This is a genomic window from Methylopila jiangsuensis, assembly GCF_027922305.1.
Taxonomy (GTDB): domain Bacteria; phylum Pseudomonadota; class Alphaproteobacteria; order Rhizobiales; family Methylopilaceae; genus Methylopila; species Methylopila jiangsuensis.
On sequence record NZ_BSFK01000005.1, the window covers coordinates 938,560 to 958,704 of the forward strand.

Here is a 20,145-nt window from a genome sequence, read left to right on the forward strand (position 1 = left end):
ACACGAATGCGAGAGGCGCGGACGCCGCGCTCATCGCGCCGCGGCGTCGTCGGCCTCGCTGCGCGGCACCACCAGCACCTGGCCGGGATAGATCAGGTTCGGGTTGCGGATCTGCCCGTCATTGGCGGCGTAGATCACCGTGTAGCGCGTGCCGCGTCCGTAGGCCGAGCGCGAGATGCGCCACAGGCTGTCGCCGCGCTGAACTGTGGCGGTCTCGAGCGCGCCGACCACCGCGTCCGAGGACGGCGACGACGGCGCGGAACCGGCCGGCGCGGCGCTGTCGGGCGCGGCCGAGGGCTGGCTATCCGCGCGGGGGGCGGCGGCGGCTTGAGGCGCCGCCTGGGGCGCCTGCGCCGATGGCGCATAGGCGAAACGCGCCTCAGCCCGCGCCTCGACGCCGCCGTCGGCGCGCAATTGATCCGCGCGCACCACATAGTCGCCGGCGGCGAGGCCCTTCTCGACCCTGAGCGACCACGCTCCGTCGGCGCCTATGACGGCGCGGGCCACCGGCGCGTTGTTCAGGTAAAGCCTGAGCTGGGCGCCCTCAGGTCCTTGACCTTGCGCGAAAAACCGTCCGCCTTCCGCCTCGACCACGCCGATGGCGAGCCGCTTCATGGGCGCGGCGGGCTTCGGAGCGGGAGCCGGCGCCTCCGCGACCGCGGGGGCCGGAGGCTGCGCCGGGGCGGCGGGCGATCCGTCCGGCTTCTGCAGCACCTTGGACGGCGCCTCGGGATCGTTCAGCACCACCAGCACGTCCTTCGACGGCGGCTGCGGCACCACGACGGTGAGCGTCTGGCGGGACACGGTCTCGACGCCGGCCACGTCCCGGGTGCGAAGCCCGAGCTGGTGGTCACCCGGCGTCAACGGCTTCGGCGTCATGGCCCACTGGCCGCCGGCGTCCGCCTTGGCCTCGTCATGGGGACGGCCGTTGGCGAGCAGCGCCACGGCGCACTCGGGCGCGCAGCGCCCGGCCACCACGAGATCGCCCGAGGGCTCCACCCGCACCACGTCGAACGAGCCCTCGGCGGAGGCTTTGGGCTGCGTCGCAGGCGCGGCGCCGGGCTCGCGCGGCGCCTGCGGCGTGGAGGGCGCGGGATTGGCCGGGGGCGTGGAGGCGCGCGGCTCGACCGGCTGAGTCGAAGGGGCCGGCGCGGCGGCCGGGGGCGTGGCGGGCGCGGGCGGCTGCGGCGCAGGAGCCGTGGCTGGAGGGGGCGCGGCTGGAGCGGGCGCGGCGGCTGGGGCTTCGGGAGCCGGCGGCGTCTGCGGTTCGGGGGAAGGAGCCGGAGGCTGGGCCGGAGGCGCCGGAAGCGCGCCGTTCAGGCGATCCAGCGCCTGCCGCAGTTCGGGCTCGCAACCGTAAAGGCCGGCGGCCACCGCCGCCGCCACCGCGACCCCGACCACGAAACTCCGCTTGACCGCCTTGCTCATCACCTGAACGCCCACAATCGCCCGTCCCGAAGGCGAATGACGTCATCGTCATCCGCGCTCCATGCTTTTCTCCTACACTGTGGGCGTTCGCCGCGCATCTCCGATCGCTTTGATCGCCATTGGTCTTATCCGTGCCCGCCCTTCGTCTTGACCGCCGCCGCAGCGCGGCGCCAACTCATCGCATGACCCGAATCCGAACCGTCTGCGTCTATTGCGGCTCCAGTCCCGGAGCGGACCCCAGGCACATGGAGGACGCGGCGGCCCTGGGCCGGACGCTGGCGGAGGCCGGCATCGGCCTCGTCTATGGCGGCGGCAACATCGGGCTGATGGGCGCGGTGGCCCGCGCGACGCTTTCCGCCGGCGGCCACGTCACCGGCATCATCCCGCAGTTCCTTGTGGACCGGGAGGTGATGCTGGCCGACGTGCAGGAGCTGCTGGTCACCGAAGACATGCACGAGCGCAAGCGCCTGATGTTCGAGCGCTCCGACGCCTTCGTGGCCCTGCCCGGCGGCGTCGGCACGCTGGAGGAGCTGGTGGAGCAGATGACCTGGGCCCAGCTCGGCCGCCACGACAAGCCGATCCTGATCGCCGACTTCGGCGGCTTCTGGAGCCCGCTGATCGCCCTGCTGGACCATATGTCGTCGCAGGGCTTCATCCGTCCTGGCATGACGGTGCCTTACGTGGTGGCGACCGGGGTGGACGAGGTGATGCCGCTGCTGGAGAACGCCGCGCGGCTGATCGACGACCTGTCCGAACCCGACGAGATCGCCCTGCAACAGCTCTGAAGCCGGGCTTCAGAACGGCGTCGAACGGCGACTCGCGCGCCACAGCCGGGCGAGCCTGAGCCAGCGGAGACCATCGCCCGGCCCCCGCCGCGTCAGATCGGACGCGACCAGCGCCAGCGGCAGAAAGGCCGGCGCCGCAACGGGATCGAGCGCGGGGTAAGCCGCCCGCGCCGCGTTCAGATGCCGGAGCGCCAGCGCCCGAAGCGCGGCCACAAGCGCGGCCGGCGCCTCGTTGCGTTCGAGATCGCCCTGCCCCACGCCCTGCGCCGCCAGCAGCTCCACGGGCACGAGCCGCGCCACGCGCTGCGGCGCGCGGGACAGCTCCCGCGCGATCTGCGTCAGCCCCAGCGCCAGCCCGCCATGACCGGCCGCGTCCGCCCCGCCGGGATCGCGCCCCCGCGCGAGGATCAGCGACGACAGGCGCAGCAGCGCGGAGCGGGTGGCGCCGAGCCGGGCCTCCAGATCGCCCACCGTGGGCAGCGGATCGTCGTAGAGATCGTCGTTGCGGGCGTCGATCAGGTCCTGCAACGCCTGTCGCGGCAGCGCGCCGTAACGGATCGCGGCCTCAAGCGCCCGCATGACGGGATGGGCCGCGGCGTCGGCGCGGGCGGGGTCCGCCAGCGCATCGCGCCACCACTGGAAGCGCATCTCGCCCGGCAGCGGCTCGCGGGTCAGGTCCCGCACCCGCGACAGCTCGATGTCGAACGCCTGCAGCGCGTAGAGATGGGGCCGCGCCCCGGCGGGCGCGAACAGGCCGGCCGAGTAGGCGTCGAAGGCGGCGTCGCGCACCAGCGTCGCGACCGGGTCCGGCCCGCTCTCCGCCATCACGCCACCGCCAGCAAGGCGGCCGCGACGCGGCGGCGTTCGCCGACCAGGATGTTCCAGGTGCGGGCGGCGGCCCCGGTGGCCATGGGCTCGACGACAATCCCGCGCGCCTTCAGCGCGGTCCGGACGGCCGGCGGCAGCGGCGCGATATCGGCGCCTGCGCCGAACAGCAGGGTGTCGATGGCGTCCGCCTCCGCCAGCACGCGGGCGAAGGCGGCCTCATCCAGATCGCGGGCGCTCCCGTAGGGCCAGGCCCACATCCCGGACGGCAGGCACAGCAGCGAGCCGCGATGGGACAGGTCGGCGAAGCGGAACCCGCCGCCGCCATAGGCGTCGATCAGATGCGCGCCCGGCAGGTGCCGCCCGTCCTCCATGGCGCCCGAGCGCTCCCGGCCCGGCTCAGGCCCGCGCCTTGGCCGCGCGCGCCTGGGCCTCGGCCTTCTCGTCCGCCGCCGCCCGGCCCGAGGTCTTCAGGCCGAGATAGATCAGCATGGGCGAGGACACGAAGATCGCCGAATAGGTGCAGATCAGCACGCCGAACAGCATCACGTTGGCGAAGCCCTGGATCGCCTGCCCGCCGAACAGCACCAGCGCCAGCAGCGACAGGGCCGTGGTGGTGGCGGTCATCATGGTGCGCGACATGGTGGAGTTGATGGAGATGTCCAAAAGCTCCTCGGTGGGGATGTTCTTGTAGCGCCGCAGCAGCTCGCGGGTGCGGTCGAACACCACCACGGTCTCGTTCAGCGAATAGCCCACGATGGTGAGGATCGCCGCGATGGAGGTCATGTTGAACTCCTCGCGGGTGATGATGAAGAAGCCGACCGTGAGCACGATGTCGTGCAGCGTGCCGATGACGGCGCCGATGGCGAGCGTGAGCTCGAAGCGGAACCACAGGTAGACCAGCACGCAGACGATCGCGAGCACGATGCCGAGCGTGCCGGACTGCACCAGTTCGCCCGAGACGCGGGGGCCGACCGTCTCGACCCGGCGGACCTCGTAGTCGGCCTCGAAGGCGGCGCGGGCCTTGCTCACCAGCGCGCTCTGGGCCGGCTCGCCGCCCGGCTGCACCCGGAAGCGCACCGAGACCTGACCGCCGGAGCCGAACTCCTGCACCTCCACCTCGCCGGCGTCGAAGCCGTGCGCCTTATCGCGCACGGACGCCATGTCGGCGACGCCGTTCTTCGCCTGCAGCTCCATCAGCGTGCCGCCGGTGAAGTCGATGCCGAAGTTCAGGCCGATCGTCAGGAACAGGATGATGGTGGCGACCGAGATCGCCGCCGAGAACGGGAAGCTCAGCCAGCGCCAGCGGACGAAGCGGAACTTGCTGTCGTCGGGGAAGAGACGGATCAGACGCATCGGTGCGGGCTTTCGGTCAGAACGGCATCGTGGTCGGGCGCGTGCGCCGGTACCACAGCGCGATCATCATGCGGGTCATGGTCACGGCCGTGATCACGGTCGTGAGGATGCCCAGCAGGAAGACCACCGCGAAGCCGCGCACCGGACCGGAGCCCAGCGCGAACAGGATGAGGGCCGCGATGCCCATGGTGGAGTTCGAGTCCACGATGACGGCGAAGGCGTGCTTGAAGCCGGCCTCGATGGCCGAGACCATGCTGCGCCCGGCGCGGAACTCCTCGCGGATGCGCTCGTAGATCAGCACGTTGGAATCGACCGCCGTGCCGATGGTGAGCACGATGCCGGCGATGCCGGGCAGCGTCAGCGTGGCCCCGAGCAGCGACATCAGCGCGAAGATGAACACCACATGCACGGTGAGCGCGACGTTGGCGAAGAAGCCGAACACGCCATAGGTCGCGAACATGAAGATGACCACGAACACGGCGGCGACCCAGGTGGCGCGGGTGCCGGCCTCGATCGAGTCCTGGCCGAGGCCGGGGCCGACGACGCGCTCTTCGATCACATTCAGCGGGGCGGGCAGCGCGCCGGCGCGCAGCAGCACGGCGAGGTCGTTCGCGCTCTGGACGGTGAAGCTGCCGGAAATCTGGCCCTGCCCGTTTGGAATCACCTCACGAATTGTCGGAGCGGAGATCACCTTGTCGTCCAGCACGATGGCGAAACGCTTGCCGACGTTCTGACGCGTCACGTCCGCGAAGGCCTGGGCGCCGCGGTTGTTGAAGCGGAACGAGACCACCGGTTCGCGGGTGTTTTGCTCGAAACCCGGCTGAGCGTCGGTCAGTTCGTCGCCTGAAATGATGGCGCGGCGCTCGATCACAAGAGGGCGGCCGCCCTGCTCCGCAGAACCACCTTCGTACAGCAGCTCGGTACCGGCCGGCAGCGCGCCCTGCAGCGCCTGCTCTATCGGCGTGTCTTCAGAAACCAGCCGGAACTCGAGCTTGGCGGTCTGACCGAGGATGCGCTTGAGATGCTCTGGATCCCCGAGGCCCGGCACCTGCACCAGAATGCGGTTCGCGCCCTGGCGCTGGATCGAGGGCTCCACCGTGCCAAGCTGGTCCACGCGGCGGCGCACCACCTCAAGCGACTGGTCCACCGCCTGCCGGATGCGGGCCTGAACGCCGGCGTCGGTCATGGAGACGGTCGCCACGTTGGCGCCGCGCTGGCCGACCTCCAGATCGAGCTGGCCCGTAGCGCCGAACACGGTGTTGGTGATCGGCTGGGCGAGCGTCCGCAGCCGCTCCTGCGCCTTGGCCAGATCGGCGGCGTCGCGCACCGTCACGGAGACGGCGCGGCCGTCGAGCCGGATCTCGCTGGTGCCGATGCGGGCTTCCCGCATCTGCCGCCGCACGTCCTCCTGCAGCGCCACCGCGCGGGAGCGCGTCAGCGCCTCGCCGTCCACCTCCAGCAGGAGCTGGGAGCCGCCCTGCAGGTCGAGGCCCAGCACGATGGTGCGGGCCGGGAACCAGCTCGGATAGGCGTCGCGAACCGACTGGGGCAGCACGTTGGGCAGCGCGAACAGAACGCCGAGCGCGCAGAGCGCCAGCACCGCCGCGGTCTTCCAGAACGAGAAATGCAGCATGAGCCTTCCGGCCTTCTTGTTCGCGCGGCCGGGGCGGCCCGGCGCGCGCTTTACGCGCTCAGGAGTCGGCCTTGACCGGTTCGCCCTTGGCCCGAACCTCGGCGATCATGGCGCGCGACAGGCGGGCGCGGACGTTCGGCGACAGTTCGATCTCCACCTCGCCGTCGTCCACCACCTTGGTGACGCGGGCGATCAGGCCGCCGGAGGTGACCACGGTGTCGCCGCGGCGCACGCTCTTCACCATCTCCTGATGCGCCTTCACGCGCCGCTGCTGCGGCCGCAGGATCAGGAAGTACATGATCACGAAGATCAGCAGGAACGGCAGCAGCTGGATGAGGAAATCCGTTCCGCTCGGCGCCGCCGAGGCGGCCTGGGCGTAGGCGGGGGTGACGAACATCGTGAGCTCCGGTGGCGTGGGTCGCGCGCCTCGCTCGAACGAGCCGGCTTCAACCTGACGAACGTTAGGAGCCGGAGCGGACCCCGGCGAAAGCGCGCGGACTATAGCCACGCCCCTTGTGAAAGCAAATCACGGCTCGGAGCCTCGCCGGCCTCGCCTTTGGTTGAACGGACGCGGCCGGGGGAGCGGCCATGCCCAAGGCGTTGTGGACGCGTCCCCGCGCCGCCGCTAACCACGGAGGCGCCGGCCCCGCCCGGCCTCCGCGCCACCCGCGTTCGAGGCGATGTCCCGATGTCCGATCCGTTCTATTCCATGCCCGCCACCGACACCCGCGACGCCCTGCTGGCGCGCATCGCCGACGCGCTGGACCGGCTGGCGCCGCCGGCGCCGAAGGTCCCCGATTTCGAGGCGGCCGACGCCTTCGTCTGGAGCGCGGCCGAGAAGCGGCTGCAGCCCGTGCCCGAGGTGTCGCGGGTGGGAATCGAGCTGCTCAAGGGCGTGGACCGGGTGCGCGACCAGCTCCTCGACAACACGCTGCGCTTCGCCCGCGGCCGGCCGGCGAACAACGCCCTGCTGTGGGGCGCGCGCGGCATGGGCAAGAGCTCGCTGGTGAAGGCGGCGCACGCGAGCGTGGCGGAGACCGCCACGGCGGAGGGCCATCCCCGGCTGAAGCTGATCGAGATCCACCGCGAGGACATCGAATCGATGCCCCTGCTCATGGGCCTGCTGCGCGGCGCGCCCTACCGCTTCCTGCTGTTCTGCGACGACCTCTCCTTCGACGCCGAGGACACGTCCTACAAGTCGCTGAAGGCGGTGCTGGACGGCGGGGTGGAGGGGCGGCCCGCCAACGTGCTGCTCTACGCCACCTCGAACCGGCGGCACCTGCTGTCGCGCGACATGATCGAGAACGAGCGCTCCACGGCGATCAATCCCGGCGAGGCGGTGGAGGAAAAGGTGTCGCTGTCGGACCGCTTCGGCCTGTGGCTCGGCTTCCACCGCTGCAGCCAGGACGAGTACCTCGCCATGGTCGACGGCTACGTGGCCCATCTCGGCCTCAAGGTGGAGCCCGAGCAGTTGCGGCGGGAGGCGCTGGAGTGGGCGACCACCCGCGGCGCCCGCTCCGGCCGCGTGGCCTGGCAGTTCATCCAGGACCTCGCCGGCCGCGTCGAGGGCTGACGTCGCCGAAACGAAAAACCCGGCGCCGCGAGGGCGCCGGGTTTTTCTTTGGTCGTCTGGGCTGCGCGGATCAGATGCCGGCGAGATGGTCCATGGGGTCCACCGCCTGCGCGCCCTTGCGCACCTCGAAGTGCAGCTGCGGCGAGGACACGCTTCCGGTCGAGCCCGACTTGGCGATGATCTGGCCGCGGCGCACCGTGTCGCCGCGCTTCACGTTCAGCGCGCTGTTGTGGGCGTAGGCCGTGACCCAGCCGTTGGAATGGCGGATCAGCACCAGATTGCCGAAGTTCTTCAGCTGGTCGCCCGCATAGGCCACCACGCCGTCGTCGGAGGCCTTCACCTCGGTGCCTTCCGGCACCGCGAGGTTGATGCCGTCATTGGTGGAGCCGCTGGCCTTGGAGCCGAAGTTGGACACCACCCGGCCGCGCACCGGCCAGCGGAAGTTCGGACCGTTGGAGGCCGCGGGCGCCGGATCGACCTTGAGCGCCGCGGGCTTCGCCGCTTCCGCCGGCTCGGGCGCGCTGGTCGCCTTGCTGGGGGCGGCGGCGAACGCCGGCGCGCTGGGCGCGGCGACGCTGGGCTTCAGCGCCGGCGCGCCTGGCTTCTGCGCCAAGGCTTGAGCCGTCTGCATCGGCTTCGCGGCGGCGGGCTGACCTGCGGCCTGCGCGCCATGCCCCTGCGGACCCTGGACGAACTGCATGCGCGGCTGGCCCACAGCGCCGGTCGCGGCCGGAGCCTCGGCCGCCCTGGCCTGGGCCTGCGTGCGCTGGATCGCCGCCATCTGCTGGGCGCTGCGGCCCGGAATCACGAGCTTCTGGCCGATGCGCACCATGGTGTCCGGCGAGATGCCGTTCGCGGCCGCGAGATCGGTCCGGGTCGCGCCGTAGGTCCGGCCGATCGAGGACAGGGTCTCGCCCGGCTGCACCGTGTGCGATCCGCCCGCTGCGGCGGGCGCGGACATGGCCGGCGCCTGGGCGACCCGCGGCGCGGCGGCCTGCGGCGCCGGAAGGCTCGGCGCGGCGGCGGCGACGCGAGAGGGAGCGGTGGAGTAGACCGGGATCACCACCTGCGAGCCGGCGCCGACGCTGCTGGCGTTCGGCAGGTTGTTGGCCTGCAGGATGGCGGTCGCCGGCACGCCGTAGCGCTGCGACAGGGTCTGGACGGTCTCGCCGGGGGCGAGCGTCACGGTGGAGCCGCCTTCGGCCGTCCAGTTGGAGCTGGTGGCGACGCGCGCCGTCTGCGGGCGATGCACCGGCGGCAGGGAGCCGGTGGTCGCCGGCTCGGAGACCGCGGACGAGCGGTAGGGCTGCTGCTGGCCCTCGAAGCCGCGCATGGGCGCGGCCTGGGCCGGCGGCAGGGCGCCGAGCGGCGCGCGCTCGACGCGGGAGGTGGGCACGCGCTGGACCGCGCCGGTGTAGGCGGGCTCCGGCGCTCGACGCGCCCTGCTGGGCGCGGGCTCCGCGGAGGCGGAGTTGAACGGGTTGGAGAAGGGGCCTTCGCCGAAGCGGCCCGTATCCGAGCTGCACGCCGCGGCGCCGCCCGACAACAGAGCGACCACGGCGACCCGGGCGAGCATCTTGGCGCGGACGCAGGAAACCGAATTACGCATATTGGGCACTCGCACCGACAGAACCGACATGCCGACAGTAAACCGCCGTTGAGGTAAACGGACGGTTAGCCCTGCGCCGAAAATGCGTAGCGGATTATAAACCTTAAGGCTTTTCCTGGGTCGCCGGCCCTCCCTGGCCCCAGCGCCGTTCAGGACGGGGCTACGGCGCGCGGCTCGTGCAAGGGGCAGCCGTTGCGCGCGGCGCGGCGGCCGGCGGAGCTCTCGTAATTGGCGCGGCGCACCCGGTTGACCGATCCCAGCGGCCGGTGGGCCGCAAGCCCGCGCCACGGGCTGAAGGACAGACCGTCGTCCATGCGCGCGGACTTCTCCGGCGACCACCCCTGCTGCGGCTCCGCCCGGATGCGCGCCACCGCCACATAGGGGCTTTCGTCCTCCGGCCAGACGCTGGAGGCGTCCTCGATCGGCATGCGCTCGGAATCGGTGAGAAGCTGGACGCGCAGCTCCCACTCCCCGCCATGCGCGCCGAAGAAGGCGTTGATCTCGTCCCGATGGGCGTCCGGCCGGCCGGCCAGCGCCACCGAGGCGCCCTCCAGCGCCTTGAGATCGCTGGAGACGGGCGCGATCGAGAACTTTGCGACGTTCCGCCCGTAGAGAAACGGCGTCTGGCTGAAGAAGGTCTCGCCGAGGATCTGCGTCATGGGCTGGCCGCCGAGCGCGGTCACCGTGGCGCTCTCACCGCCGAAGGCCTCGATCGCGCCTTCCACCGCGCGCAGCACGCTGGACAGCGCCTTCTTGGCGGTCTCGGCGCGGTCCGTGGTCTTCGCGAGCAGCTTCAGGCTCTTCAGGAAGGCCGCCGCGTCCGGGGCGGCGAAGGCCGGGGCGTTGGCCATCACGAAATCCTGCGTCTCGACGCCGTCCGAACCCGGCAGCCGATCGCCCTCGACCCCGATCACCTTGAGCGCCAGACCGCGCGGCGCGGACACGCCGTCGTCCAGCACGTCGCCGGGATTGGTGGAGAAGCGCATCACCCCGGCGTAGCGGCCGGGCTTCGCGAACAGCCCCTGCGCGTAAGGCCCCGGCAGATCGCCGAGGATCTCCACCGTCACGTCCAGCAGGCCGTGGCTTTTCGCGTGAACGCTGCGCAGGCCGTGGCCCGAATTGGCGAAGGTGACGTCGCTGATCGAGCGCATGGTGGCGATCAGTTCGTCGCGCACCTGCTCCTCGTCAGCTTCCGGCCGTTCCATGTCGGGGTGAAACGCTTGGGGCGTCACGGGCATCGGTCTCTCCCTGGATCGTTTCCAAAGAGAACTGAGCCGGAGGCGTCGCGGTTCCGCCGGCTCCCTTGAAGGCAGAAGGAAGCCGCGCCCGCCACAAATGCGGCGACGCGCGGAAACCTTCGCGCAGGTTTCACGTTATGGAGATGCGCTTCCCATGGCGCGACCGATCACAAGGGAATTCCGAACATGACGTCTCGCCGTCTCGCGCCGCTCGTGCTGGTTCTCGCCGCCTGCGTCACCCTCGCCGCTTGCGCCAATACGGCGCGTGGCGTCGGCCGCGACACCAAGAACAACGTTCAGGCGACTGAAAAGGCCGTTCGCGGCTACTGACGCGGCGCCACAGCGACGCCGCGACGGACGCCGACCGCCCGCAGCAGGCGGAGGGCGACCTGCCAGAACCCCCTGTGGCTCCCCTTATGGTAGGGGGAGTCCGGGGGCAGCAGCGCGCAAAGGCGCGCGTGAGCTTTGCCCAGAGCGTGGTAGGGCAGCCGGGGCAGCAGGTGATGCAGCCCATGGTAGCGCAGCCCCACCGGCGCCCACAGCATCGGCAGGGTCGCAGGCGGCGGAACGTTGACGCTGTCGAGGAACTGCTCCGTCGGCGTCATCTCCTCGCCGTGGTCGTTCTCCCAGTGATGGGCGACCAGCGTGCGGAACTGGTTCACCACGGCCACCGCCGAACCCAGAGCCAGAGCTGTGAAGAACACGCGCGGCGACATGACGCCGGTCGCGGCCAGCGTCAGGAAGGTGAGCGCCCAGACCGAGCACAGCGTCTCGAGGAGGACGAACCTGCGGGCCTGCGGGCCGGTCGGCGCCTCCCGCCGGTACTCGGGATTGATGGCGAGCGCCGAGCAGCGCTCCACCACGAAGCGGCGCAGGGCCGGCGACAGCGCGGACAACGGCGCCAAGAGCGCGAAACGCAGCAGCAGCCCCACGGGCGCCAGCAGGGACACCAGCAGAAACAGCGCGATCTGGCCGAAGGAGCCGCTGGCGAGCGGCAGATATTCGGGATCGAGCGCGGTGCCATAGCGCGACTTGGCGTGATGCTGGTTGTGCACGCCCTCATACATCAGAGACGGGGTGAGGAACGGCACGCCGATCAGCGCGTCATAGCCGTTGCGGAAGCCCGGCACGTCCTGCGGACGCAGGTGACTGACCTCGTGGATGAAGCTCACGCCGCGATAGAGCGCCAGCGCCGCGACCACGAAGAACATGCTGGCGACGGGCGTCGACGGCGCCAGCACGGCCCCGGCGAAGGCGCCGTAGCCGGTGAGCGCGGTGACGATCAGGTCGGTCCAGTAGATCGCGGGCTTCGGCGTGGCGAGGTCGCCGCACAGCTTGTGCGCGGTCGCCACCAGATTCCGTTCGGGTGCTGACAAGGCTTGCAGGCTCACGCTGGCGCGCGCCGAACCGCCGACGCGCGTCAGGACCATAGCACCCCTTTTTCCGCTTCGCAGCGCAGGACCGCCATGCGGGACACGGCCTCAGCGCGGCGCCCCGGGCGGATAGGGCTCCGCCGGCTCGGTCGGCAGGCCGGCGGCGTCCCAGCCGTCCGTCCCGTCCGGATACCAGGCGACCGACGCATAGCCCCACGCCATGGCCCGCTTCGCGGCGTTCCATGACATCCAGCAGGCCTGACGGCAGTAGAACGCCAGCGGCTTCGCCGTGTCGCCGCCGGTGAGGCGCGTGAGGCTGTCGCGGAAGAACGCCTCCATTTCCGGCGCCAGCGCGCCGTAGCCCACGTTCAGCAGCCAGACGCTGCCCGGAAGGTGCCGGCGGGGCGCGTCCTTCCAGATCGTGCCGGCGGGCAGGTTCGGGGGCCGCACGGGACGCGGCATCACGTCCACGAACACCGCCATTCCGCTGCGCCACAGCGCCTCCGCGGCCGGGGTGTCGAGCACCCGCGCGCCGTGAAGCGTGGCGGGCGTCGGGCTGCGGTAGCCGTCCATGCGGTAGCCCGAAGGCTCCGGCGGAACCGGCCCCGTCACCGGCTCGTCCGCCCACGCGGACGCCGCGCCGCCGAGAGCGAACACCCCGGCGAGCGCCAGCGCTTGGGACGCCGTTCTACTCCGCCGCCGTGATGGGGCGATTCTGCTCGTCCAGCAGCGGCACATGAAAGTCCAGGAGGATCTTGTTGATCTCATTCTGGTTCTTGGCGATGAACTCGTTGAGCCGATGCTTCCAGTTGAGCTCGTTCGGCCGGATGCCCATGGTGATGCGATAGGTCAGCGGTGGGAAGCCCTGATCCTTCACCAGCGGCGTGACGGTGAAGGCGCCCTCGCCCGCCTTGTTCGCGAAATAGCCGGCGATCGGACCCCACAGGATTCCGCCGTCGATCTCGCCCGCGGCGATCGCCTTGAGCATGTCCTCGGCCGGCGACTCGTAACGCCGGTCCACCGTCAGGGCGTAGGGCCGGGCGAGGCCGATCAGGCCGTTGCGCGCCAGATAGGACGCGGGGGCGGTGCCGGCGACGACGCCGAGATGGGCCGTCTTCAGCCGCTCGTCCGAGAGCGAATCCACCCCGTCGAGCGGGCTTCCCTTCTTCACCACCAGCGTCCAGGCGGACTTGAAATACGGATTGGTGTTCAGCACCGGCTCGCCGGCGGCCACATAGCCCATCACCACGTCGCAGCGCTTCATGCCGAGCGTCATGCGGTAGAAGCCGGTCGCCTGCGGGAACCAGGTGTAATCCACCGGGACGCCCAGATCCTTGGCGAGCAGATCGGCGATCTTATTCTCGAAGCCGTCGCCCTTGTCGCTGGAAAGCGGCAGGTCGGCCGGATCGGCGCAGACGCGCAGGGTGGCGCGGCTCACCAGATCCGAGGTCTGGGCGGCGGCGGCGGTCATGCTGGCGAGAAGGGCCAGCGCCGCCAGTCCAAAGCCGCGCGAGACGCGGCGTCCGGTACGCGATGCGATCACGTCAATCCTCCTGGTCCGGGCGCTGAGGTCGGCGCTCCGGGCGCGGCGCTTCTCCGGCGCCGCCTTGGTTTTAAAAGCGCGAAGGGCCCGGCTGACGGACATCTCCATCGGCCGAGCCCTCCTCATTCGCATCCAATGCGGACCATCAGGCCCTCATCGGGATCAGTCGTTCGGCAGCGAGAACACCGTCAGCTGGCCGCCGAGCGCGGTGTACTGGGCGAGAGCGGCGTAACCGCCGACCGCGCCGAGACCTTCCGAGCCTTCCGACAGGCCGGCCGCGAGGCCGATGCCGGCCCAGCCGCCAACGCCCGAGAGAATGGCGATGTACTGCTTGCCCTTGTGCTCATAGGTGGTGACGTTGCCGATGATGCCGGACGGGGTCTTGAACTTGTAGAGCTCCTTGCCCGTCTTGGAGTCGACCGCCTTCAGGTAGCCTTCGAGCGTGCCGTAGAACACCACGTCGCCAGCGGTGGCGAGAGCGCCGGACCACACGGAGAACATCTCCTTGTTGGACCAGACGATCTTACCCTTCTTGTTGTCCCAGGCGATGAAGTTGCCCATGCCGCCATGGCTGTTGGGCGCCGGGTACATGGCGAGGGTCGCGCCGACGTAGGGCTGGCCGGCGGTGTAGGACACCTGGAACGGCTCGTAGTCCATGCAGACGTGGTTGGTCGGCACGTAGAACAGGTCCGTCTTCGGCGAGTAGGCCGCCGGCTGCTGGTCCTTGGTGCCGAGAGCGGCCGGGCAGATGCCCTGGCTGTTCACGTCTTCGCCGTTCTGCTCGGTGGAGTACTTGGCGACCACGAGCGGACGACCGTAGGTCTTGGACGACTTGTCCATGTCGACCTTGGTGGCCCAGTTCACGACCGGATCGTACTTCTCGGCCACCAGCAGTTCGCCCGTCTCGCGGTTCAGCGTGTAGCCGAAGCCGTTGCGGTCGAAGTGCGTCAGCAGAGGGGTCTTCTTGCCGTCGATCTCCTGATCCGTGAGGATCATCTCGTTGATGCCGTCGTAGTCCCACTCGTCGTGGGGGGTCATCTGGTAGACCCACTTGGCCACGCCGGTGTCGGCGTCACGCGCCCAGATGGTCATGGACCACTTGTTGTCGCCGGGACGCTGCTTGGGGTTCCAGGTGGAGGGGTTGCCCGAGCCGTAATAGACGAGGTTCAGCTTGGGATCGTAGGAGTACCAGCCCCAGGTGGAGCCGCCGCCGATCTTCCACTGGTCGCCTTCCCAGGTCTTCAGCGAGGAGTCCTTGCCGACCGGCTTGCCGTGCTCGGTGGTCTTCGCCGGATCGATCAGCATGTCCTCGTCCGGACCCATGGAGTAGCCGCGCCACGCCTTGGAGCCGTCCTTGAGGTTGTAGGCGGTCAAGGAGCCGCGCACGCCGAACTCGCCGCCCGAGATGCCGACGATCACCTTGTCCTTGACCGGCAGAACGGTCGCGGTGTTGGTCTCGCCCTTCTTCGGGTCGCCGTTCACGACCGACCACACCTTCTTGCCGGTCTTGGCGTCGAGCGCCACCAGCGTGGTGTCCGCCTGGTGCAGCAGGATCTTGCCGTCGGCGTAGGCGAGGCCGCGGTTCACGGTGTCGCAGCACATCACCGGGATGACGCTGGGATCCTGCTTCGGCTCGTACTTCCAGATGATGCGGCCGTTGTCGTTCAGGTCGAGCGCGAACACGTTGTTCGGGAACGGCGTGTGAACGTACATGATGTCGCCGATGATGAGCGGACCGCCCTCATGGCCGCGCAGCACGCCGGTCGAGAACGTCCAGGCCACCTGGAGCTTGTTCACGTTCTTGGCGTTGATCTGGTCGAGCTTGGAGTAACGGGTGTTGGCGTAGTCGCCCGTCTGGATGCCCCACTGCTTGGGGTCTTCGATCAGCTTGGTGACGCTGTCATTGGCGAGCACCGGCCAGGACACGGCCACCGTGCCCAGCAGTCCCGCCACGAGTGCGACTTTGCGCATTGCATTCTCCCTCATGAACGCAGTCCTCAGGTCGCCGCGCCTCTTCCGCGCAGCGTAATCTTTATTATTGGACCCGCGCCTTCTGCTCGTGTCACGGCCGATCGGGAACATGTTCCCACCTGCGTCGCCGGCTGCGTCGAACCCCGGCCTAGGCCTACGAACCGCCCCGACTCCGTTCCGTCGCAAGGCGTTGTAGCTGAAGACGGCCGGACCCTAGGACGCTTTGTCTAAGAGCGCAATAAGGACTTTAAGATATAAGCTGGTTATTATGATATTGCTGCGAATGCTAACTTATTATTTTGCATTGCAGCATAGTGTTTCAGCGCCACTCTTCCTCGGTGAACGCCGCGATGGCGTTGCGGGCGTTGAACTCGTCGAACAGCGCCCAGCCGTCCCGCTCCGACAGCCCGGCCTTTTCCGAGGCCTCCCGGAGCGACGCGCCTTTGGCCACCAGCGCCGCCACATCGGCCCGGAGCCTGTCGAAATAGCGCTGCTGCGGCTCCAGCGCCTGCGGCCAGGGCGCCGAAGCCGGTCCATGCCCCGGCACGACCCGCGCCACCGCCCTGCCCCGCGCCCGCGCCATCACCTTCACCCAGCCTTCCAGCGAACCGTCGATGGACGGCAGGTGGCCGATGAACAGCAGGTCGCCGAGGAACCAGGTGCCGGTCTTCGGATCGAACACCGTCAGGTCGTTGTCGGTGTGGGCGGTGGGCTCGGCTTCGAGCTCCAGTGGCCGGCCGCCGAGATCCAGCGTCAGCCGGTCGGGCGTGGTGGTGTCGGGCAGGATCACGTCGTCGCGGGTCGGGGCCAACTCCGGACCGAGATCGCGTTTCGCAGCGTCCACATAAGAAGCGGCGCGGGCCGCCAGCGCCCGCGGCAGCTTGGCGTGGCCGACGAAGCGGGGCTTCTCGTCCCGGAACGCGGCGTTGCCCAGCGTGTGGTCCGGATGCATGTGGGTGTTGATGACGTAGCGGACCGGAAGCTGGGTCCGCGCCCGCACCGCCGCCAGCAGACGCCGGCCCGCGAGCGGCGTGTTGCCGGTGTCGATCACCGCCACCGCCTCGTCGCCGACGATGAAGCCCATGTTGGAGATCGCGCCGTCGTTCGCGGGCGTGATGAGCTGGTAGGGCGCCTGATGCACGAACACGCCGGGCGCGATCTCCGTGACCGGCAGGGGCTCCACCGGCGTTTCGGCCAGAGCGGGCGCGCTCGGCGCGACGGCGGCCAGAAGGCCTGCGGCCGCGAGGACGCGCACGGCGACGCGCGGGAATCGGAACGGACGGGCCATCATCATCACCTCACGCGCAGGACCGGCGGACAAAGCGGCCGTCCACAGACCCTACTCCGCCCGTGACGCCGCGCCGCTCATGCCTTCGGTTGAGGCCCGCCGCCCCTTGGATTACGACGGCGCGGGGTTTAGGTCTCCCGAACCGGACCGCCGACGAAAGCCTTGTCGCCTGATGCTCAACCGTTCTCCGCGCCCCCTCGCCGTGGTCAAGCTCGGCGGCAGCCTGTTCGGCGCCCCGACGCTCGCCGCGCTGCTGGACGTCGCCGTCCGGCGCGGCGCGCTGGTGGTTCCGGGCGGCGGCCCGTTCGCGGACGCGGTGCGCGCGCTGCAGCCGACGCTCGGCTTCGACGACCGCGCGGCCCATGAGATGGCGATTCTCGCCATGGCGCAGGGCGCGGCGCTGATCCACCGACTTCGGCCGGACTTCGACCGGGTCGCGTCGATGGGCGAGATCGAACGCGCGCGCGACGCCGGCCGGGCCGCGCTGTGGCGCCCGGTCCCTCTGGCGCTCGAAGCCGACGTTCCCGCATCCTGGGACGTCACCTCCGACAGCCTCGCGCTGTGGCTCGCGCGGGCGGTCGGCGCGGCGCGGATCGTGTTCGTGAAATCGGCCCCTGCTCCGGCGACCTCGAACGTCGCCGACTGGGCCCGCGACGGCCTGATCGACAGTTACGCTTCCCGCCTCGCGGAAAGCTACGGCGGCGACATCCTCTGCGTCGGCGACGCTTCGCCCGAGGCGCTCGACGCCGCGCTCTCCTCCCCTGCGCGAGCTGCGGCATGAGCGGCGGCGAGGCGGAGAAGGTCGCGCTCGTCACCGGCTCGCTGGCGGAAGCGCGGCTCGAACGGCTGGCCGCCAGCCTCGCCAGCGAGGCGCTGCAGCCGCAGGTGGTGAACGTGGGCGTCAAGGTGGCGGCGCTGATGACCGCCGAGATTCTGGAGCGGCGGCTGAAGCTGCCCGAAGGCGTCGACCGCGCCGTGCTGCCCGGCCGGTTCCGGGGCGATCTGGAGCGGCTGTCCCGGTTCTTCGGCGTGCCGTTCGAGCGCGGGCCGGAGGAGCTTGCGGACCTGCCCACCTTCTTCGGACGCGGCGGGCTGGAGCCGGACCTGTCCCGCCACGACTGCCTGATCTTCGCCGAGATCGTGGACGCCACCATGCTGTCCCACGACGAGCTGATCGAGAAATCCCGCCGCCTGCGCGCCGACGGGGCGGACGTGATCGACCTCGGCTGCCTGCCGGACACGCCCTACCCCCACCTCGAAGACCACATCGGCGCCCTGATCGCCGACGGCGCCCGAGTGAGCGTGGATTCCGCCAACGCGGACGAACTCGCCCGCGCCAACCGCGCCGGCGCGAGCTACCTGCTCAGCCTGAGCGAAAAGACGCTCGCCATCGCCGACGAGGGCGACGCCACGCCGATTCTGGTGCCGGCCTCCCCCGCCGACATGGACTCGCTGCTGCGGGCCATGGACGCGCTGGAAGCCAGGGGCCGCGCCTATCTCGCCGACCCGATCCTCGATCCGATCCATTTCGGCTTCACCGACTCGGTGGTGCGCTACGCCGAGCTGCGCCGTCTGCGGCCCAACGCTCCGATCCTGATGGGCATCGGCAACGTCACCGAGCTGACCGACGCCGACACTACGGGAATCAACGCCATCCTGATGGGCATGATCTCGGAGCTGAACGTGCAGGCGGTGCTGGCGGTGCAGGTCAGCCCCCACTGCCGCACCGCCGTTCGGGAGTTCGACCGGGCGCGGCGGGAGTATTTCGCCGCGCGCGAGATCGGCTCGCTGCCGCAGGGCTTCGGCGGCGGGCTGATGGCGCTGCGCGACCGCCGTCCCGTCACCTCCACCGCCGCCGATCTGGACGAGCTCGCCCGCGACATCCGCGACCGCAACTACCGCATCGAGGTGTCGGAGAAGGGCGTCCACGTCTTCAACAAGGACGGCCACCACATCGGCGCCGACCCGTTCGACCTCTACCCGCACCTCGCGGTGGAGGGCGATCCCGGCCACGCCTTCTATCTCGGGGTGGAGATCGCCCGCGCCGAGATCGCGTTCCGGCTCGGCAAGCGCTACACCCAGGACGAGCCGCTGAAGTTCGGCGTGGCGGGCGAGACCGCCGAGAGCCTGGAGCAGGCCCACAAGCTGAGCTTCAAGAACGCGGGCTCCACCCTCGCCGAGAAGCGCGAGGAGCGCGCCAAACGCGCGCCCAAGACCGAACAGCCGACCGAGCCCGCGAGCGGCGGCGCCGAGGAGCCCACGTCGTGATCCGCGAGACCATCGTCACCACGCTGTCGCCCGAGGGCGTGCCCCATGTGGCGCCCATGGGGGCGACGCCGATCGAGGGCGGCTGGCTGCTGCAGCCGTTCCGCCCGTCGCGGACACTCGAGAACTTCCTCGCAACCCGCTGCGGCGTCGTGAACTTCACCGACGACGCCCGCGTCTTCGCCGGTTGCGTCAGCAAGCGAAAGCCCGAATGGCCGACCGTGCCGGCGGACGCCGTGGCCTCGGTGCGGCTGATGGAGGCGCTCGCCTGCGACGAGGTGGAGGTGACCCATGTGGACGACGACGGCCAGCGCCCGAAGCTGACCTGTCGGGTGGTCCGCCGCCAGTCGCTGAAGCCCTTCGGCGGGCTGAACCGGGCGGTCGCCGCGGTGCTGGAGGGCGCGGTGCTGGCGAGCCGGCTGCACATGCTGCCGCCGGAGAAGATCGACGCCGAATTCGCCTATCTCCAGATCGCCGTCGACAAGACCGCGGGCGAGGCCGAGCGCGAGGCTTGGGGCTGGATTCTGGACATGGTTCGGGCGCACCGCGAAACGGCGGCCACATGACCGGCTTCCTGGCGAGCGTCGCCACCCTCGACGAGATGGCGCTCGCCCGCACGGCCGGCGCCGACATCGTGGACCTGAAGAACCCGGCCGAGGGCGCGCTGGGCGCCTGGGCGCTCGACGATCTGCGCGATGCGGCGGCGCTCTGGCGCGGCTGGGGCGACGGCGCCCCCTCTCTCAGCGCCACCATCGGCGACCGGCCGATGATCCCCGACGCCGTTCGCGCCGCCGCCGAAGCCGTGGCGGAGACCGGCGCGCCGCTGGTGAAGCTCGGCGTGTTCCGGGACGGCGACGCCGGCGCCTGTTTCGAGGCGCTGCGGCCCTTGAGCCGGCGCGCGAAGCTGATCGCGGTGTTCTTCGCCGATCAGGGCGTGGACCCCGCGCTGGTGGAGCATGCGGCCCGGGCCGGCTTCCACGGCGCCATGATCGACACCGCCGACAAGACCGCCGGCGGCCTGCGCAGCCACATCCATACGCCGGCGCTCGGGCGATTCGTGCGCGAGGCGCGGGCGCTCGGGTTGCTCACCGGCCTCGCCGGCTCGCTCCGCCGGACGGATGTGGAGGAACTGGCGGCGCTCGGACCCGACTACCTCGGCTTCCGCGGCGCGCTGTGCGACGGCGGCCGGACCGGCGCGTTCAGCGTGGAGGCCGCCCGGAGCCTGCGCGCCGCGCTGGACGCCCAGCGCGCCGCCTGA

The 20,145-nt window shown here is 70.5% G+C and carries 20 protein-coding genes; 7 read left to right on the forward strand and 13 right to left on the reverse strand.

Features of this window, described 5'->3' with window-relative positions:
- Positions 1–30: 30 nt before the first annotated feature.
- Positions 31–1,428, reverse strand: a complete 1,398-nt coding sequence (locus PKE85_RS05925; protein ID WP_271203852.1) for a LysM peptidoglycan-binding domain-containing protein — start codon at positions 1,426–1,428, stop codon at positions 31–33.
- Between the two features lie 182 nt (positions 1,429–1,610).
- On the opposite strand from PKE85_RS05925, the gene PKE85_RS05930 reads away from it, so the two are divergent.
- Positions 1,611–2,213, forward strand: a complete 603-nt coding sequence (locus PKE85_RS05930; RefSeq protein WP_271203853.1) for an LOG family protein — start codon at positions 1,611–1,613, stop codon at positions 2,211–2,213.
- A 9-nt stretch (positions 2,214–2,222) separates the two neighbouring features.
- Here the strand turns inward: PKE85_RS05930 and PKE85_RS05935 are convergent, their stop codons facing one another.
- The 5 genes from PKE85_RS05935 to yajC are packed head-to-tail and all read right to left on the reverse strand — an operon-like array spanning position 2,223 to position 6,424.
- A complete protein-coding gene (locus PKE85_RS05935) occupies positions 2,223–3,038 on the reverse strand; it encodes a squalene/phytoene synthase family protein (protein WP_271203854.1) in 816 nt (271 codons plus the stop codon).
- Positions 3,038–3,412, reverse strand: a complete 375-nt coding sequence (locus PKE85_RS05940) for an Mth938-like domain-containing protein (protein WP_271203855.1) — start codon at positions 3,410–3,412, stop codon at positions 3,038–3,040. Before PKE85_RS05940 ends, PKE85_RS05935 begins: the two co-directional genes overlap by 1 nt.
- 25 nt (positions 3,413–3,437) lie before the next feature.
- On the reverse strand, positions 3,438–4,394 hold the full coding sequence (secF, locus tag PKE85_RS05945; RefSeq protein ID WP_271203856.1) for a protein translocase subunit SecF: 957 nt from the start codon (positions 4,392–4,394) through the stop codon (positions 3,438–3,440).
- Between the two features lie 16 nt (positions 4,395–4,410).
- The gene (secD, locus tag PKE85_RS05950; RefSeq protein WP_271203857.1) at positions 4,411–6,027 is read right to left on the reverse strand and encodes a protein translocase subunit SecD; all 1,617 of its coding nucleotides are present in this window, start codon (positions 6,025–6,027) and stop codon (positions 4,411–4,413) included.
- 58 nt (positions 6,028–6,085) lie between these two features.
- On the reverse strand, positions 6,086–6,424 hold the full coding sequence (yajC, locus tag PKE85_RS05955) for a preprotein translocase subunit YajC (RefSeq protein WP_271203858.1): 339 nt from the start codon (positions 6,422–6,424) through the stop codon (positions 6,086–6,088).
- A gap of 291 nt (positions 6,425–6,715) precedes the next feature.
- On the opposite strand from yajC, the gene PKE85_RS05960 reads away from it, so the two are divergent.
- Positions 6,716–7,600 (forward strand): ATP-binding protein, encoded by an 885-nt coding sequence (locus PKE85_RS05960; RefSeq protein ID WP_271203859.1) that lies wholly within the window; start codon positions 6,716–6,718, stop codon positions 7,598–7,600.
- Between the two features lie 70 nt (positions 7,601–7,670).
- Here PKE85_RS05960 and PKE85_RS05965 read toward each other — a convergent pair whose 3' ends face one another.
- Both PKE85_RS05965 and PKE85_RS05970 read right to left on the reverse strand, forming a co-directional pair.
- The gene (locus PKE85_RS05965; RefSeq protein ID WP_271203860.1) at positions 7,671–9,209 is read right to left on the reverse strand and encodes a LysM peptidoglycan-binding domain-containing M23 family metallopeptidase; all 1,539 of its coding nucleotides are present in this window, start codon (positions 9,207–9,209) and stop codon (positions 7,671–7,673) included.
- Between the two features lie 149 nt (positions 9,210–9,358).
- Positions 9,359–10,447 carry a catalase family protein gene (locus PKE85_RS05970; protein ID WP_271203861.1) on the reverse strand — a complete coding sequence of 363 codons (1,089 nt, stop codon included), beginning with the start codon at positions 10,445–10,447 and terminating at the stop codon, positions 9,359–9,361.
- Positions 10,448–10,633: 186 nt separating this feature from the next.
- On the opposite strand from PKE85_RS05970, the gene PKE85_RS05975 reads away from it, so the two are divergent.
- Positions 10,634–10,777 carry an entericidin domain-containing protein gene (locus PKE85_RS05975; protein ID WP_271203862.1) on the forward strand — a complete coding sequence of 48 codons (144 nt, stop codon included), beginning with the start codon at positions 10,634–10,636 and terminating at the stop codon, positions 10,775–10,777.
- Here the strand turns inward: PKE85_RS05975 and PKE85_RS05980 are convergent.
- The 5 genes from PKE85_RS05980 to PKE85_RS06000 form a co-directional block, all read right to left on the reverse strand.
- Positions 10,771–11,823 carry a fatty acid desaturase family protein gene (locus PKE85_RS05980; RefSeq protein ID WP_271203863.1) on the reverse strand — a complete coding sequence of 351 codons (1,053 nt, stop codon included), beginning with the start codon at positions 11,821–11,823 and terminating at the stop codon, positions 10,771–10,773. The genes PKE85_RS05975 and PKE85_RS05980 overlap by 7 nt on opposite strands.
- Positions 11,824–11,928: 105 nt before the next feature.
- Positions 11,929–12,477, reverse strand: a complete 549-nt coding sequence (locus PKE85_RS05985) for a PQQ-dependent catabolism-associated CXXCW motif protein (RefSeq protein WP_271203864.1) — start codon at positions 12,475–12,477, stop codon at positions 11,929–11,931.
- Between the two features lie 31 nt (positions 12,478–12,508).
- On the reverse strand, positions 12,509–13,291 hold the full coding sequence (locus tag PKE85_RS05990; protein WP_428981327.1) for a substrate-binding domain-containing protein: 783 nt from the start codon (positions 13,289–13,291) through the stop codon (positions 12,509–12,511).
- 234 nt (positions 13,292–13,525) lie between these two features.
- Positions 13,526–15,334: a lanthanide-dependent methanol dehydrogenase XoxF5 gene (gene xoxF5 / locus PKE85_RS05995; RefSeq protein ID WP_271203866.1), complete on the reverse strand. Its 1,809-nt coding sequence runs from the start codon at positions 15,332–15,334 to the stop codon at positions 13,526–13,528.
- 319 nt (positions 15,335–15,653) lie between these two features.
- On the reverse strand, positions 15,654–16,625 hold the full coding sequence (locus tag PKE85_RS06000) for a quinoprotein relay system zinc metallohydrolase 2 (RefSeq protein ID WP_428981316.1): 972 nt from the start codon (positions 16,623–16,625) through the stop codon (positions 15,654–15,656).
- A gap of 169 nt (positions 16,626–16,794) precedes the next feature.
- On the opposite strand from PKE85_RS06000, the gene PKE85_RS06005 reads away from it, so the two are divergent.
- From PKE85_RS06005 to PKE85_RS06020, 4 genes are read left to right on the forward strand one after another with little or no spacing between them, the layout of a single operon-like run.
- Positions 16,795–17,403 carry an amino acid kinase family protein gene (locus tag PKE85_RS06005; RefSeq protein WP_271203868.1) on the forward strand — a complete coding sequence of 203 codons (609 nt, stop codon included), beginning with the start codon at positions 16,795–16,797 and terminating at the stop codon, positions 17,401–17,403.
- The gene (locus PKE85_RS06010) at positions 17,400–18,890 is read left to right on the forward strand and encodes a DUF6513 domain-containing protein (RefSeq protein ID WP_271203869.1); all 1,491 of its coding nucleotides are present in this window, start codon (positions 17,400–17,402) and stop codon (positions 18,888–18,890) included. The genes PKE85_RS06005 and PKE85_RS06010 overlap by 4 nt, the downstream gene beginning before the upstream one ends.
- The gene (locus PKE85_RS06015) at positions 18,887–19,453 is read left to right on the forward strand and encodes a DUF447 domain-containing protein (RefSeq protein ID WP_271203870.1); all 567 of its coding nucleotides are present in this window, start codon (positions 18,887–18,889) and stop codon (positions 19,451–19,453) included. Before PKE85_RS06010 ends, PKE85_RS06015 begins: the two co-directional genes overlap by 4 nt.
- On the forward strand, positions 19,450–20,145 hold the full coding sequence (locus tag PKE85_RS06020) for a (5-formylfuran-3-yl)methyl phosphate synthase (protein ID WP_271203871.1): 696 nt from the start codon (positions 19,450–19,452) through the stop codon (positions 20,143–20,145). The genes PKE85_RS06015 and PKE85_RS06020 overlap by 4 nt, the downstream gene beginning before the upstream one ends.